Source organism: Vibrio rhodolitus (assembly GCF_003350325.1).
In the GTDB taxonomy this organism is placed as follows: Bacteria; Pseudomonadota; Gammaproteobacteria; order Enterobacterales; family Vibrionaceae; genus Vibrio; species Vibrio rhodolitus.
This window is the reverse complement of record NZ_QLYZ01000017.1, coordinates 20526-36449: the sequence shown is the minus strand read 5'-3', so window position 1 is coordinate 36449 and position 15924 is coordinate 20526. Positions and strand designations below refer to the sequence as shown.

Annotated in this window: 12 protein-coding genes and 8 tRNA genes; 16 read left to right on the top strand and 4 right to left on the bottom strand. The window is 44.2% G+C overall.

The window, feature by feature from the left end; genetic code table 11:
• Positions 1-4: 4 nt before the first annotated feature.
• Entirely contained in the window at positions 5-526 is a 522-nt protein-coding gene (locus DPF93_RS15305) for an NUDIX hydrolase (RefSeq protein WP_425275311.1), read from the bottom strand.
• Positions 527-799: 273 nt separating this feature from the next.
• Here DPF93_RS15305 and DPF93_RS15300 point away from each other — a divergent pair, with 273 nt between their 5' ends.
• The 9 genes from DPF93_RS15300 (at position 800) to DPF93_RS15260 (ending at position 7455) form a co-directional block, all read left to right on the top strand.
• Positions 800-2461 (top strand): ATPase RavA domain-containing protein, encoded by a 1662-nt coding sequence (locus DPF93_RS15300; RefSeq protein ID WP_114766991.1) that lies wholly within the window; start codon positions 800-802, stop codon positions 2459-2461.
• A gap of 9 nt (positions 2462-2470) precedes the next feature.
• Positions 2471-3916, top strand: a complete 1446-nt coding sequence (viaA, locus tag DPF93_RS15295) for an ATPase RavA stimulator ViaA (RefSeq protein ID WP_114766990.1) — start codon at positions 2471-2473, stop codon at positions 3914-3916.
• Between the two features lie 361 nt (positions 3917-4277).
• Positions 4278-4634: an MmcQ/YjbR family DNA-binding protein gene (locus tag DPF93_RS15290; protein WP_114766989.1), complete on the top strand. Its 357-nt coding sequence runs from the start codon at positions 4278-4280 to the stop codon at positions 4632-4634.
• 177 nt (positions 4635-4811) lie between these two features.
• A tRNA-Cys gene (locus DPF93_RS15285) sits at positions 4812-4885 on the top strand.
• A gap of 18 nt (positions 4886-4903) precedes the next feature.
• A tRNA-Gly gene (locus tag DPF93_RS15280) sits at positions 4904-4979 on the top strand.
• Positions 4980-5063: 84 nt separating this feature from the next.
• A tRNA-Leu gene (locus tag DPF93_RS15275) sits at positions 5064-5150 on the top strand.
• A 29-nt stretch (positions 5151-5179) separates the two neighbouring features.
• Positions 5180-5255 (top strand) — tRNA-Gly (locus DPF93_RS15270).
• Between the two features lie 30 nt (positions 5256-5285).
• Positions 5286-5359 (top strand) — tRNA-Cys (locus DPF93_RS15265).
• 146 nt (positions 5360-5505) lie between these two features.
• Positions 5506-7455, top strand: a complete 1950-nt coding sequence (locus DPF93_RS15260) for a tetratricopeptide repeat-containing diguanylate cyclase (protein ID WP_114766988.1) — start codon at positions 5506-5508, stop codon at positions 7453-7455.
• 66 nt (positions 7456-7521) lie between these two features.
• Here the strand turns inward: DPF93_RS15260 and asnA are convergent, their stop codons facing one another.
• Entirely contained in the window at positions 7522-8529 is a 1008-nt protein-coding gene (gene asnA / locus DPF93_RS15255; RefSeq protein ID WP_114766987.1) for an aspartate--ammonia ligase, read from the bottom strand.
• A 201-nt stretch (positions 8530-8730) separates the two neighbouring features.
• Positions 8731-10314: a methyl-accepting chemotaxis protein gene (locus DPF93_RS15250; RefSeq protein WP_114766986.1), complete on the bottom strand. Its 1584-nt coding sequence runs from the start codon at positions 10312-10314 to the stop codon at positions 8731-8733.
• Positions 10315-10807: 493 nt separating this feature from the next.
• Here DPF93_RS15250 and DPF93_RS15245 point away from each other — a divergent pair.
• The 6 genes from DPF93_RS15245 to DPF93_RS15220 all read left to right on the top strand — a co-directional run bounded on the left by DPF93_RS15245 (position 10808) and on the right by DPF93_RS15220 (position 14870).
• Positions 10808-10894, top strand: a tRNA-Leu gene (locus DPF93_RS15245).
• Positions 10895-10992: 98 nt separating this feature from the next.
• Positions 10993-11068, top strand: a tRNA-Gly gene (locus DPF93_RS15240).
• A gap of 30 nt (positions 11069-11098) precedes the next feature.
• Positions 11099-11172, top strand: a tRNA-Cys gene (locus DPF93_RS15235).
• A 194-nt stretch (positions 11173-11366) separates the two neighbouring features.
• The gene (locus DPF93_RS15230; protein ID WP_114766985.1) at positions 11367-12674 is read left to right on the top strand and encodes a paraquat-inducible protein A; all 1308 of its coding nucleotides are present in this window, start codon (positions 11367-11369) and stop codon (positions 12672-12674) included.
• On the top strand, positions 12667-14316 hold the full coding sequence (gene pqiB / locus DPF93_RS15225; RefSeq protein ID WP_114766984.1) for an intermembrane transport protein PqiB: 1650 nt from the start codon (positions 12667-12669) through the stop codon (positions 14314-14316). The genes DPF93_RS15230 and pqiB overlap by 8 nt, the downstream gene beginning before the upstream one ends.
• Complete coding sequence (locus DPF93_RS15220; RefSeq protein ID WP_114766983.1) at positions 14313-14870, top strand: PqiC family protein; 558 nt, start codon at positions 14313-14315, stop codon at positions 14868-14870. Before pqiB ends, DPF93_RS15220 begins: the two co-directional genes overlap by 4 nt.
• A gap of 49 nt (positions 14871-14919) precedes the next feature.
• Here DPF93_RS15220 and DPF93_RS15215 read toward each other — a convergent pair whose 3' ends face one another.
• Complete coding sequence (locus DPF93_RS15215; protein WP_114766982.1) at positions 14920-15354, bottom strand: DUF4174 domain-containing protein; 435 nt, start codon at positions 15352-15354, stop codon at positions 14920-14922.
• 161 nt (positions 15355-15515) lie between these two features.
• Here DPF93_RS15215 and DPF93_RS15210 point away from each other — a divergent pair, with 161 nt between their 5' ends.
• Complete coding sequence (locus DPF93_RS15210) at positions 15516-15920, top strand: nitrous oxide-stimulated promoter family protein (protein ID WP_114766981.1); 405 nt, start codon at positions 15516-15518, stop codon at positions 15918-15920.
• The last annotated feature ends 4 nt before the right edge of the window (positions 15921-15924 follow it).

The window sequence follows — 15924 nt, the reverse complement described above, 5'->3', positions numbered from 1 at the left end:
ATATTTAGATATAACCACACAGCTTAGCTTTGCTTAAACATGCAATGCTTTTGGCATCACTGATGCTGCCATTAATGATCATTTGCTCAACTTCAGCAAGAGATATGTGTAGCACTTCTATCACTTCATCATCATCGCATTGATAGCGGCAGGTTTTACTTAATGAGCGTGCAACAAATAAGTACTGGATCTCATCGCAAAATCCCGCCAAAGGGGTCACTTGCCCAAGAGGAATAATTTCCTTGGCGCTAAACCCAGTTTCTTCTTCTAGTTCTCGAGCTGCGCAAACCTCAATCGGTTCATCGCTTTCTAACGTTCCTGCGGGTAGTTCGAGTAACCATTTACGCAACGAGGGACGGAATTGATTGATAAAAACGAGTCGACCTTGCTCATCAATTGGCAGGATAACTGCAGCACCAGGGTGGGCGATTGTGGTGTGTCTAATTGATTGCCCATTAGGTAATTCGACGTCTTCTTCTACGAGAGAAATGCGTTTCCACGTGTGGATCACTTTCTTATCTGTCACTGGGGTAATGCTGCCATAGGTTGGGGTTCGGAAATGGTCTTTACATTACTCGTTATTTGAAGCGATTGAAAGCATGGGAAAAATACTTGCGCATAAAGTGAAACAATGAACCTTGATGACTATCACATTACGTAAACAAAGATTTCAAATCGTACTGATAAAAATCTATCTGCTATAAAGATTTGCTCTTGAGTTCAAATTCGCATATAACAAAATAGTAACAATTGATTAACTTAATCTTGAAGTTGTCAGTTTAGTTAGAGGAGCGATCAGTTGACGGTACTTTCCCAAGTGAATTATTCCAATAAAGCTTTGTTATCAGAGCGAATAAATAAACTGGCTCAAGCATTGTCAGATGGCGTGTATGAACGGGAAGACACAATAAAAATGTGCCTCCTTGCCGCACTTGCCGGAGAGAGTGTTTTCCTATTGGGTCCCCCAGGTATTGCAAAAAGCCTTATCGCAAAACGTCTTATTCAAGCGTTTGACAACTCTTCTTACTTTGAATACCTGATGACTCGCTTTTCTACTCCTGAAGAGGTGTTTGGACCGCTTAGCATACAAGAGCTTAAGGATAACGGGCGATATGTTCGTTTAACCCAAGGTTACCTACCTACTGCGCAGGTCGTTTTTCTTGACGAAATATGGAAAGCAGGCCCGGCAATTCTCAACACGCTGCTTACCGTCGTGAATGAGAAAACCTTTAAGAATGGCAGCGATATCGAACGCGTTCCAATGCGTTTATTGGTGTCAGCATCGAATGAATTACCGGATGAAGACAGCGGATTAGAAGCGCTTTATGATCGCATGTTGGTGCGAATCTTCGTTAACAGAATTCAAGATAAACAAAATTTCAAATCCATGCTTACGGTGGGTACGAATCAAGAAGCGCAAATCCCGCCCGGTCTGGCAATCACAGATCAAGAATATCACCTTTGGCAGCAAGAGCTTGAACAGTTAAAGCTCACTGATGATGTGTTTGAAAAGCTCTACCAGTTTAAATCACTACTAGAACAAAAAGCGGAACAAGCGGGCGTTGAATTTGCGCAATCTGACATGTATGTGTCGGATCGCCGTTGGAAAAAGTCCGTTAAGTTGCTTAAAGCCAGTGCGTACTTCAATGGGCGTGATGCTATCAACCCACTTGACCTTCTTTTGCTGCAAGACTGTTTATGGAACAGTGCTGAATCGCGAGACATCGTTTGGCAAGTGATCAAAGAGTTCGCCCTCAAATACGCTTTCGATCAGCAAGAGGTTGAGCAACAAATCGCGTTTTGTCGTGAAGAGTTAAACGATGTGCAAGAAGCGCTTGAAGACAAATTTGCCATGCAATTGTCGATGGAAATGACAACTGGCATCATTAAAAAGAGCGTCCATCATTACGATCTGTCGTCAGTAAAATCATACCGTGTCGGCAATGCCAGTGATTTGGTCAAGCTAGTGCTATTACAAAGCAATATGTCGGTATCTGAGCAAGAAAAAGGCGATAGCCGATGGGTGTATGTACCGCGTAATGAGCTAGAACGCGTCGTTAAAGACGGCAGCGGCGATGTCTATGGCTATGTTAATCAAAACACCAATATGTGCCGCTTACGCTTTGAATTGGATGGCTCAGACAACTTAGTGATCAAAGATATTGCCAATCGCGCAGTGTTGGTCACGGTTGTAACTAAGCAAGGCTTAGACTCTGGCCTGTATCAAGAGTGGCTATCTAAGGCTGAGCAAGCGTTTAAGCAGTTAGAGGACGCTGAATATCACCTGCGAAAAGTGAAATCGAACTTCCACGGCGCTTTGCCTCATGGCTTTATTAACCCAGAGTTGCCAATCGCGATGGAATCGAGTTTGCAGACCCTTCAACAGCAGTTAGAAAACACCAAAAGTGAATGTGAACGCATGGTGTTTCGTTTCAAGAATCTTGACCAATTCTTCTCATAGGGGCAACGAATGCTAGGCGCTGACGGACTAAACCTTGCTTTAATGATTGCTGATTCGGGCATGATTGACAGTGCAGTCAATGATTTGATGGCTCGTACACAAGTGATGGTAATGGCAGAGAATCGCGGTATGAAAACCTCGGTGAAAAATCACTTGGTCAAATGGCGCGGCAGCGTTAAAAAACGCATCACTAAAGTGTGTGAAACAGAACGATTCCAGCAGGAGTTGGCGCTCTATCAAGAAGTCATCCATTGGGACGAAGCGACATTTTTCCAAAAAGCGCCCGAAGTGGTGAAAAAGCTTGAGTGGCATAGTGCCTTTTATTTGGAGGCGCGTCGTTTACTTGAGAAAAACAAAGCGGTTCACAACCCCATGTTCCCACATTACTTTTGCGATCAGTGGTACAAAAGCTTATCGGATGCGATCCGTCAAGCGCAGCTGACAGAGCTGAAAGCGAATAAAGAAAAGGTGTTGAAAGATCTTTACCAGCGCATGGAAACCATGAAAAACATGGAAAAAGTGACGCAGGAAGGGGATGAAAACAGCGTAGGACGTTTATGGGATATGGCCTCGGCCAAACTGACCAAGACTGACTTAACGGTAATGAAGCGCCACGCTGAATTTTTGAAAAAGAACCAAACACTACAAGAGATTGCTGAGCAACTAGGTCGCATGGCAAGCGAAGTGAATGATCCGGAACTTAACCGTTCGCCGAATGAAGAGCTTAGAGTTATTGAAGAGACTTCAGATGAAGCCACAGATGATATTGTTGGTGTCCATGAAGGTGATGACCTCAATAAGCTATTACCTAACGAGACGATGTTCTTAGCGTATCCAGAACTTGAAGTGGTTTTTTACAAGCATCTGGTTGATAAGCGTCTAATGAACTACAAAACGCAGGGTAAGTCCCGTACGTTGCGTAAAATCAGAGCGCAAAAAACGGATCACAGTAAAGCGGAAATTGAGAAAGGACCGTTTGTGGTTTGTATTGATGCGTCAGGGTCAATGAGTGGCTTTCCTGAGCAATGTGCTAAAGCGATGGCGTATGCTCTGATGCAAATGGCACTTGCTGAAGACCGTGACTGTTATGTCATGTTGTTTTCCTCTCAAGTCATTACCTACGAGCTTACCAAACAAGACGGTCTACGCGAAGCCAGTGACTTCCTAAGCTATAGTTTCCATGGCGGCACTGATTTGGAGCCCGTACTTTCACAAACTATTGAGTTGATGAAAACCGATCGTTATCGCAATGCCGATATGGTGGTCATCTCCGATTTTATTGCGCCGGCACCGCTTGATGAGTTACAGCAGCAAGTTCGTGAATTGAAGCAGTGCTCCAATCGCTTTCATGCCATTTCTTTATCAAAATACGGTAATCCAGAACTGCTAGGCATGTTTGACCATAGCTGGGCGTATCATCCTAACCTTGTGGGTCGACTTATGCGCAAGTGGTAAGTCATTTACGCTGTTGCCAAGCTTCTCTGAACGCTATTTTCTATCCAAGGATTTAAGTTCCAGCAGTTTTGTTTCTTTCCGCTGTGCCTCGCGCAGCTTCAGGGCGCGAAAGTTATTATCCATGATTAACGCTCCAAGCGGTCTGCCCGAACAGGGTGTCTACTCACAATTCAACCTCGTAAACGGATTGAATAAGTGTGCAGGATTGTTTGACGCGTTAAAATATCAATTACTAGCCTATCGTAGCTTATTGGCGCGAACACCAGCGGTCTGGCATGGTGAACACCACTAGATGAAGCAAAGTATTAATCTATGTTGGCGTATTTAATAATTGGCTTACATAGTTTGATTAGGAATTCATATGAACAACCAACAACTGGCACAATTTCTCGATAAGTTTAACGGCGCTGAGGCAGACTATCCATTTGGACCTGACGCATTGGTCTATAAAGTGAGGGGCAAAATGTTTGCAATCCTTGCTCGCCGGGAAGGGCGTGAATATGTCACGTTAAAAGCAAAACCGGAGGATGGTGAGGTACTCACTTCGCAGTTTAACGATATTACCCCAGGTTACCATACCAATAAGCGTCACTGGATTACGGTCTATTACCCTGGTGATGTAGAAGATGGACTTGTTGAAGATCTGTGCGAACGTTCTTATGAGTTGGTTGTTAGAGGTTTAAAAAAGCTTGAGCGAGTGGCGTTAGGGTTTGATTAAGTATTAAAGGCGCGCGAAGCAAGCTAGAGAAAATTTAAGCAATTAGATCAAATCGCCACCCATCTGCGTTAATAATCAGCAAACAAACTAAGATTTGAGAAATTTGTTTGACTCCAGTCTGAGAATCCGTAAAGTGTGCATCGAACGCAGCGGTGGGTAACTTAAGCGTTTCAAAATGGCGCCTTGGCAGAGTGGCTATGCAGCGGATTGCAAATCCGTGGACCTCGGTTCGACTCCGGGAGGCGCCTCCATCTTTCTTTAGAAAGAATGCGACACTAGCTCAGTTGGTAGAGCGCAACCTTGCCAAGGTTGAGGTCACGAGTTCGAACCTCGTGTGTCGCTCCAAATTTAAGATGACGATTAATCTTAATCGGTATCTAGATGGTGTTTTACTTCTTCAGTAACGGCATCGCAAATTTAGATTTGTGTGCCCTGGTGGTGGAATTGGTAGACACAAGGGATTTAAAATCCCTCGGCGTTCGCGCTGTGCCGGTTCAAGTCCGGCCCGGGGCACCATCTAACTCGTTACGTCTGTAACACTAAATGCGACACTAGCTCAGTTGGTAGAGCGCAACCTTGCCAAGGTTGAGGTCATCGGTTCGAACCCGATGTGTCGCTCCAAATTGCTTCTGTACAATTTGGTTCTATAAAGGCGCCTTGGCAGAGTGGCTATGCAGCGGATTGCAAATCCGTGGACCTCGGTTCGACTCCGGGAGGCGCCTCCATTCTTGGATATAATTCTCTTTCATACTTCCGTTCTTAATATTAATCCAAATTAAGCTTCTGATATGTTACAAGTTTATCAATTGTTTGCCAGTAGATGATAACCGTTGTATTATCACGTCCCTTTTTTGGTATGGCTTCGTGAAAAATGCGAACCTTAAAATTTGTATTTTTATTCTTTATTTTGTGTGCAATCTGTTTTGTTAGCTTTCAGCCTAATTTAGCAAAGCAATGGTTATCCATACCAGAATTTGACGGTCAGAAACCTACGATTCTATCAGCACATAATTGGAAACAGTGGCTTGATGAGAGCGATGTAATGCCCAGCTACCAGTGGCGTGATCTACTTGAAAAATCCCACACAGAGCCATTGCTAACTGCCCAACACATAAAAGCGTTATTACATAAAGAAAAGGTATTTTCCTCGTTAGATTATGCTTATCTCTACGTGATTTTATATAATCTTAATCTGACATTTGATGAAAAATGGCTCTTGGATGCGATCAAAACCATCCCTAGCTCCATCACCTTGATTAATTGGATGGCACCGTTACTTGAAAGCGAATTTGCTCTTCATTCTTGGCATACAGGGCAACGAACAGTCGGTTATATGTTGCTTGAAGATTCGCTGAAAGAAGTAGAGAAAGATAATTATATGTTCCTCACTCCAAGGTTATTGAATTGGCTTGGTAGGATGGCTTTATCTGAAAATGAATTGCTTCAAGCCCAAAAATACTTAGTCAGAAGTATACATTTATCTAAAAAGCACGGTGATTTGTTATCTCAAAGCAAAAGTCATTATAACCTGCACAAAATGTACTCTTTTATGGGGCAGTGGGAAGAGGCGTTACAGCACATTAAACGAGCCAGAGAGTTACATAGCCGATTACCAGAACCGGGTATCAGTACTCAGCAAATTTATTGGTATAATGAATCGGTTTTGTACGGCTATTTACTACAAGTAGAGCGAGCAACTGAAGCGCACATGCAAGCTAAAAAATATTTCCGTTTAGGGATGCAGACTGACCGTTATCGTACGCTTGACATTCGTAGTAGTGCTAATATTGCCTTATTAAACGGTGATTATGATTTAGCAAAATCACTGATTAATGATTGCATCTCCTTAAGTCAGAGAGCGGGATTTAGCTACAGTCAAGGACGGTGTTATTTTAAATTAGCACAACTTGAAATGGCGAACGAAAACTACTCGGAATCCCTAAGATTTATTGATGTGAGTCTCGAGCAGTTTCAAAAGGTCAACAATGCACAGGCAACACTTAAGGCTCTGAAATTTAAAGCGAACATTTTTGATTTAAGTGGTGATTTTGTATCTGCATACGCTCTGGCGAAAGAAGTGTATCGAACAGAAAAAAGTCAATTACTAGATAAGTTACATGATTTAACTCATGCTCAAGAAAGTGTCGATTTGACGATTCAAAGGGATACGTTGAGTAAACAAGCTCAACAGAGTCGTGAGATGCTTAATCGTCAGAGTATGTATTTAACGTGTGCTAAATGGCTTGGTTCTTTAGCCGTGTTCGTTCTGATTTGCATGCAAATCAGAACGTATTTAGTTAAACGAGAGAACCTGATTCTGGAGAATAGTTCTTACTTTGATCAGCTGACGGGATTACATAATCGAAATTTTTATTATCTTCAGTTGAGCAATCCGGAGCGAATTAAGCAAGAAAAAGACTATCATCTTGCTGTGTTCGATATCGATCATTTTAAATCCATTAACGATAGCTACGGTCACTTAGCCGGGGATGAGGTATTGAGGCAATTTGCGCTGTTAGTAAAGTCGTGTCTAAAAGAGCAAGAACTGTTTGTTCGCTGGGGTGGGGAAGAGTTTTTATGGCTTGTTCAAGCTGATGAACACACTAAAGAGCGAATAGAGCGAGCTTGTAAAGTGGTCTGTAATACGCCGTTTATCACCTCTAAAGGTGAGCTTGCAGTCACAACATCGATCGGTGTGAGTCGTGCGGCATTGCCAGAACAGATCTTAGCGAACGAAAGAATCTTTCTTGAAGCAGATTCGAACCTGTATCAAGCTAAACATGCTGGTCGAAATCAAGTAGTTTGGTCTGTTTCCTGCTAAAAGCAATAAGCCCCATTAAATGGGGCTTATTGTCATTAGTTACTGAGCATGCGAAGAGTGGCTAAATTACAGCAGTTTGATCTTGTTTGCTTCACATTCTTCGATCATCGCGTCAGGCCAAATCGAAGACTGAACTTCGCCAATATGTGCTTTCTGTAAGAAGAACATACAGATACGAGATTGACCGATACCACCACCGATGGTGTAGGGTAGTGAGCCTTCCAGCACTTGGCTGTGGAATGGCAGTTCAGCGCGATCTTCGCAGCCTGCAATGGCCAACTGCTCTTTTAGGCTATCTTCACTAACGCGGATGCCCATAGAGGAAAGCTCCAATGCGCTATCTAATACTGGGTTCCAGAACAGAAGGTCACCGTTTAAATTCCAGTCATCGTAGTCAGGTGCACGACCGTCGTGCTTCTCACCGTTGGATAGCGTGTGACCGATATTACGAATAAACACCGCTCCGTGTTCCTTACAAATCGCATTCTCACGCTCTTTACCATCGAGATCTGGGTACTTGTCCAGAAGCTCTTGCGAAGTGATAAAAGTCACTTGCTCAGGCAGACGTTTTTTCAGTACTGGGTACTCTTGGTAGATGTAGTTTTCCGTTTTTAGAAACGCGTTATAGATCTTTTCTACCGTCGCTTTAAGATATTCCTCGTTACGCATCGACTTGTTAAGGACTTTTTCCCAGTCCCATTGGTCTACGTAAATGGAGTGGATATTATCAAGTTCTTCATCACGGCGAATCGCGTTCATGTCCGTGTATAAGCCCTCATCTTCCAAAAAACCGTAACGACCTAAAGCCATACGCTTCCATTTAGCAAGTGAGTGAACCACTTCAACATGTGCGCCATTGTCGTCGAGCAAATCAAAGCTTACTGGGCGCTCTGTACCGTTTAAGTTGTCGTTAAGACCCGTCTCAGGTTTGACAAAAAGGGGAGCAGACACGCGAGTTAGGTAAAGCTCGTAAGCAAGCGCAGTTTCAAAGTAGTCTTTGAGCTTTTTAATCGCGACTTCGGTATCGCGTAGTTCAAGTAGGGGCTGGTAGTTGTCTGGTAGTTGTAGTTTCATTGAACGTCCCTTGTTCTAATTTCTATGTTTAAATTTTTCAATACCTTACGATAGACAATTACTGTCGTCCACAGTTTTCTTGTGGAATATAAAAATTCACTTATTGATTGGAAATCGTGGTAGTAAAAAAGGTGGGTAAAAAAAAGCACCGAGCTCGCGTTGCGCTACTCGGTGCTGTTTTATCTGTGTGATGCGGATAATTTAGCGCGCTTCTTTTCCTTGGAATTGTTCCATCAGACGTTGCAGCGCTTCTATACTCTCAACCAATTGACGTGTACGCTCGATCGAGCTGTGTGAGGTCATTGAAGTTTCGTCCGCTAGCTGTTTAATGTTGACGATGTTTCTGTTGATCTCTTGTGTCACAGAGGCTTGTTGCTCCACTGCTGCCGCGATCTGGTGACTACTGTCATTAACGCTGTCGAGTTGGTTGGAAATATTTCGTAGCATTCCTCCGGTTTCATCGGCGCGAGTTTTACAACGCTCAGAGAGGTCGAGCCCTTTATCCATGGCACTCACAGCAGTGCCAGCCGTTTCTTGTAACTGGCGGATCATGGCGTGAATTTCATTGGCAGATGACCCCGTTTTAGACGCGAGGTTACGTACTTCATCGGCAACGACGGCAAATCCACGTCCCGCTTCGCCTGCGCGAGCCGCTTCAATCGCCGCATTCAGTGCCAGCAGGTTTGTTTGCTCAGAAATTGCGGTGATCACATCAAGAATGCCATCAATTTTCTGCGTATCTTGCGCAAGGCGATTGATGATGCTTTGCGATTGTGTCAGTTCTTGTACCAGCAAATCGACTTCGTTAATTGTTGCTTCAATTGATGCTAAGCCGTTGCTTGAGTGCTCATTGGCTTCTTCTGCCATCATTGAAGCTGCCGATGCCGCGTTAGAAACTTCAGCAATGGACTGGGTGAGTTCTTCAACCGCCGTTGCCACTTGTTCGGTTTCGGAGCATTGTTGATTTAGGCTCTGTCCCATCGATTGAATGGTACCAAACTCATCTTCGGCAGAGATCAAGATATGTCCTGAAGTCTCTGTGGCACGACCTGTGATCGCGCGTAGCTCCGCTTTACGCATCATCAGAGCCAGCTCAATTTGCGAATAGTTGTCAAAGTAGTTGGTATAAGGCTTTTCCATCAGAGGGTTATCATACGCTTGCCTTGCGATAGTTTGCAGTGACGCAAAGCGTTTCATTTGATAGCCACATGTGCAAAGTAGCGCTGTTGAGAGACCCAGCAGACAGAAAGCGATCCAGTGCGGTTGCAGTACTGAAAGCGTAAACGCAGCGAGTAAGATTAGCCCACTGATAGCGACAGACAGTTTATGAAAATCAAATCTTGCCGTGCTCGGTTTTTTTCCTTCACGCAGCTTTTGGTACAGCGACGAAGCGCGATTAATTTGCTCTTGTTCTGGTTTCGAACGAACAGATTGGAATTCAATAATATTGCCTTCAGCATCTTTAATAGGTGTAACAAATGCCGAAACCCAATAATGTTGTTCGTCAGTACATTGGTTTTTTACCAAGCCCATCCAGCTTTTACCTGCTTTCAGGTAGCTCCACATTTGTTCAAATGCAGCTTTTGGCATGTCTTGGTGACGAACGACATTATGAGGTTTACCAATCAGTTCTTCTTCACGATACCCAGCGATTTCACAGAAATCGTGGTTAGCATAGGTGACGTAACTTGAAGGGTCTGTTGTTGAGATAAGGTTGACCGAATGGCTGTACTCTTTATTTAACTGAGCATCTTTCGGTAAACCGGTGGTGCTGTTTTTATTCATATCCATTCCAAAAATTATGTATCTAGAAGTACTAGTTTTTCTTGTTATTCACTGAGCATCATACGAACTGATTACTTTTTGACGATATGATATAAATCAAAATGATGACCTAATTATGTATAAATAGTTAATGATGGTGGTATTTCACCAATTAGTGTGATGAAAGCAGAGTAATATGCATCAATTTGCCCTAATTTTGTGTAGCAAATTAATGGCTTGGTTCAAAAGTTCAGAAAAAATAAGCAGCTCATTCCGAATTACTACTGCTTATTTTGAGTGTTATATCATTATTTGATGTGTTGTCAGTTTAGTTGTGTTGGTTATTAACTGGTCTTGGTGGGGTAAAATATGTTCTTAATGAGTGTAAAATAATCATACGATTGATATTTAAGAAAATATTGTTGACGCTTAAATTTATTCGGGTAAAGTACGCCTCGTTCTCAGGGCAAAGCCTGTTGAGAACAGATGGTGTTTCCCATCGCATGATTGCGTTGCCCTGGTGGTGGAATTGGTAGACACAAGGGATTTAAAATCCCTCGGCGTTCGCGCTGTGCCGGTTCAAGTCCGGCCCGGGGCACCATCTTAATTAGATGCGTGGATTAACATCCTACTCGACGGTGCCGGCCGAAATGTCGGACCATCAAGTCTGGCTCGAAACACCATCTAAAGTAACAAAATGCGACACTAGCTCAGTTGGTAGAGCGCAACCTTGCCAAGGTTGAGGTCACGAGTTCGAACCTCGTGTGTCGCTCCAAGTTGCTTCTATACAATTTGGTACATTTAAGGCGCCTTGGCAGAGTGGCTATGCAGCGGATTGCAAATCCGTGGACCTCGGTTCGACTCCGGGAGGCGCCTCCATCTCTTTTCTTTCCGATAGTTTTAATTTTCCTCGACTTTTACTCTAGAAGCTATTTGGCGGTTTTATTTTGCCAAACCATGACTTAACTGAATATTTTAGTGATAAATTCGCGTCGCAATTGCCATATGTAAGGTAAAAGTGCGCCATCGAACTAAAATTACCTTCTAGAGGCGGTTAAAAGAGAAATCGTATCGTGTCGAAAAACCAGCTACAGCCAACAAATGTGATCGCCTGTGAAGAATGCGGATTGGTAAGTCGTCTACCTGAAATGCAGGAAGGGCAGTCAGCCCATTGCCCACGTTGCTCTCATACGCTTTCAAGTGTCAGCCATCAGCCTTGTGAAAAGTTGATTGCCTATTCTGTTGCTTGCTTAGTGATGCTTGCGATCAGTTTGTCGTTCCCATTTATGTCATTTAGCGTCAAAGGGATCACCCAAGAGATCTTCCTAATCAATACAGTGGCGATGCTGGATGCTTTTGAACAAAGCGCTCTAGCGTTGTTATTGCTCCTTACCGTCCTTGCCCTGCCAGCAGTATATTTAGTACTTGTCACTTACTTGCATCTGCGGATATGGCAGCAGAATGTTAAAGGTCGGCAGATTAAGGCGTCATCAAAGTTGGTCGCAACATGTAAGTGGCTATTTAAATTTGAGCCGTGGCTAATGGCAGATGTTTTCCTTATTGGCGTACTGGTGAGCCTGATCAAAATATCATCCATGGCGGATATTGGTATGGGCTACTCGTTTTGGGCGTTTTGCGCCTATACGGTGCTGGCGGTAAAAGCTATCTCGCTGGTAGACAGATACTGGATTTGGAACCAACTTATTCCACCTATTTCTCAGCCCGGTGTCAAAGTCGGGAGCGATCATATTTCAGGTGAGCACCTAGATTGTCATCAGTGCTTTCAGGTTAATCTGCCGCAATCTGAGCATGACAATAGCTGTGTACGTTGTGGCAGTGCCTTGCATCCGTTTGATCGCGTAGCGAGTTTGCAAAAGTCTTGGGCCTACTTGCTGGCAGCCATCATTTTCTATTTCCCTGCCAACCTATACCCAATCATGTACACCACGAGTTTAGGTAACGAAACGCCATCAACCATTATGGGTGGTGTTGTCTTGCTTTGGCAGTTGGGATCGTATCCGATTGCGTTAGTAATTTTTATCGCCAGTGTATTTATCCCTATGGCAAAAATGTTCGCTTTGGCATGGATTTACTGGAATGCCAATAGACCTAAGAGCTACGTCCTTACCCAAGCAATCAAGCGGCAAAAGCTCTACCGTTTGACCGAATTTATCGGGCGTTGGTCGATGATTGATATTTTTGTCGTCGCGATCCTCGTCGCGTTAGTGCAACTACAAAATTTAATGGCTATTACCCCAGGACCAGCTTCGCTCTCGTTTGCTGCGGTAGTCATTCTTACTATGCTTTCTGCTATATCGTTCGACTCTCGTTGTATCTGGAGCAACGCTAGCACCTTTGAGGAGTGCAATTTAAATGAGTGATAAAAATGATATTCAAGCGAATATCAGCTCGCGCAAGAGCCTTTCTGCGGTGTGGTTGGTGCCACTGGTCGCATTGGGGATTGGGCTTTGGATGTTGTTTCAGTACGTTAACAGCACCGGTCCTGTCGTCACTTTAGTCATGTCCGACGCGTCAGGCATTGAGGTTGGAAAAACCAAAATCAAAGCCTTGAACGTAAAAGTTGGCGTCGTTACCGATGTGAAAATCGGCAAAGACTATGAGCACATCATTGTTAAGGCGCAAATGGATAAAGATGCCGAGCGCATGCTACGCGAAGACAGCTTATTTTGGATTGTTGAGCCACGCGTCGGCAAAGAGGGTGTGTCGGGCTTAGAAACCTTACTATCGGGCGCTTATATTCAACTGCAGCCAGGCAAATCTGACGAGCGCAAAACGCGCTTTGACGTGCTTGATATCCCACCTGTTGCGCCGCCAAATGCGAAAGGTTTACGTGTGGTATTAAATCACGAACTTGCTGGGCAACTAAGTGTTGGTGATCCCGTTATTTACCAAGGTTTCACTGCTGGTCGCGTTGAAAAAGTCACCATCGATGCTGACAAACGTATTGCTCAATATCAGCTGTTTATCTTCGAGCCATTTAACCAGTTGGTCAGAAGTGCCAGCCAGTTTTGGCTTAACTCGGGTATGGATTTAGAACTGAACGCGGAAGGCTTTAAAGTGCGTGTCGACTCCCTAGAATCGCTACTGGGTGGTGGGGTGAGTTTTGGCTCGTTAGAAAAAGATAACCCGGGTATTGTGGTGGCGAAGGACTATCGTGAGTTTCCGCTGTATGACAGCAAAAGCGAAGCTGAAGAAGGGATCTATCGTCAGTCACTCAAGTTTGTGATTATGTTTTCTGATTCGCTTCGTGGTCTGAAAGTGGGTGCACCAGTAGAATTTCGCGGTTTGAAGATTGGTACCGTAACTAAGGTGCCCTGGAAACGAGCTAAGCTCGATGACGGTTTTGAAGTAACCAAATTGGGCGTGCAAATCAAGCTAGAGCCAAGACGCATCTTCGACCATGGTGAGTCGATCACCAACGAGCAATTACTTGAGCTTATCAAGCAAGAGTTTGCCAAAGGGTTACGTGCCAAATTAAATACCGGCAGCTTGCTTACAGGCGCGCTGTATGTTGATTTGGATTATGTCGACCCGGATGCCAACTTTGTCGCGCAGCAAGTTGATGGCTACACCATCTTCCCATCAATGCAGAGTGAATTGGCTGAAGTGCAGACCAAAATGATGGAAATACTGAATAATTTAAGTGAGCTACCACTTGATGAGAGTGTTTCATCGCTAAATCGTTCTTTATCCGGTCTTGAGAAGACTTTAGCATCGGCTGAAAAAACCATGGACAGCATTCGCACTATGGTTGAGAGCGACGATACGCAGTCCATTCCGCAAGAGTTGAAGCAAAGCTTGCAAGAGCTGCAACGTACGCTAGATAGCTTTAATTCTACCTCTAGCGTGTATCAAAACCTCGATAACAGTTTGGCTGAGATGGAGAAAACCATGAAAGCATTGCAGCCAGTGCTGAAGAAAATTGATCAAAAACCAGATGTGTTGATTTTTGGCGAAGATAGTCCAGCCGATCCAATGCCAGTGAAAGGGGCAGAGCAATGAGAAATATTTTATTAATTGGTATCTTGGCACTGACTGGTTGTTCCAATCAAGCAGCAACGAGCTATCAAGAATATCTGTTACCGGAGCCGGCTCAGCAGCAAATTGCGTCTCCTAAGGCTCCGCTTTTAATGGTGGAAGTTGAGCTTGCTCCTTATCTTGACGTGAATGGTATTGTTTATCGCACGTCAGCAACAGAAGTGGTACAGGCGAAGCAACATGCTTGGGCAATGGATATTAATGAGATTGTTGAGCAGCAAACCCTTGCCTTGTTACGTCGTCAGCAACAGGCGTTTTGGCCGGTGGAACTAAATCCAACGCTCAATCTTAACCAAGCGCACAAGCTTCTACTCAAACTTGAGAAGTTCAATGGCAGTTATTCTGGTAATGCAGAAGTGGCAGGGCAATGGTTATTGCTTGATGAATCTGGTGTCATCATCAAAGGTGAGCAGTTTGCGCAAAGCGTTGCGCTTAAACAGTCGGGTTATCAATCCTTGGTACTTGCTCTAAATACAGCGTTATCACAAGCTATTGCGAGTATCGCTCCGCAGTTATAGGGTTAATACCCAGCAAGCAGGATCACTCGTTATCCGTTTTTAAGGCGGTTTAAATTGAGCACGGGTCCTGCTTGTTCTTCATTTCTTTTTGTCGCATTGGCATGCTGTCGATGGTTTGTTTGACCTCATTCCAATCAGTAGTTTTTCCCCAGCGCAGCTTTTCTCCACCATCTTTCCCAATCAAAATCGCGGTGTGTTGTGTCGGATCGACGCGATAGAGGTTAAACAGCATACCTAAGTCAAATTGTTGTTCAACCCACGCCGGTTGCGTGTAGCCATCTTGCGTGATCACTAAGGTAATGACGTCACGTGCATCCAGCGCACAGTCATTGAGCAAGGTCTCCAGCTCAAACTGATTGACGTGCTCATCTTGCGAGGGGGCGAAATAGATGACGCTGCGGTGTGGCCAATGTTTTCCATAGCCCGGATAGCCTTGTACCGAAAATGTTGCGAGCACAAGACAGAGAGTCAGAAGGCGTTTCATACATATGTACCTAAGTATGTTTCTAAACCAAATTCTCCTTATATACGTCAAGTATAGTGGCAAAGCTCAAAGGCTGATTTTTTGGGAAGTGTGGTAAATGACCACTCTTTGCCAACAAGATGGTATGATAAAAGTATTATTGATAGTCAGCGTAATTAATCATGGCAAAGCCTCACTCAGAGCTTTTAACCGCAGAGCTGTTGAAAGAATATCAAACCGTCGCCTACATGATGGAAATCTATTGTAAGCGCCATCACAGAAGAGAAGAGGGGCGAACGCTTTGCTCTTTGTGCCGTGAGCTGCTTGATTATGCCGAGGTACGGCTAGACCGATGCCCTTATGGTCAAAATAAACCTACATGCAATCGCTGTCCGATCCATTGCTATAAGCCTGAGCCCAAAGCGCAAATGAAAGCGGTAATGCGCTATTCAGGGCCCCGAATGCTCTTGCCACATCCACTGTTAGCGCTAAGGCATCTTCGCCATGAAAAGCGCCCTGCGCCAAGTAGCAAACCAGCGGCTAATTTATCTAACCGCCATCTACGGACAAAAAATAAGGGAGCCTGAGCTC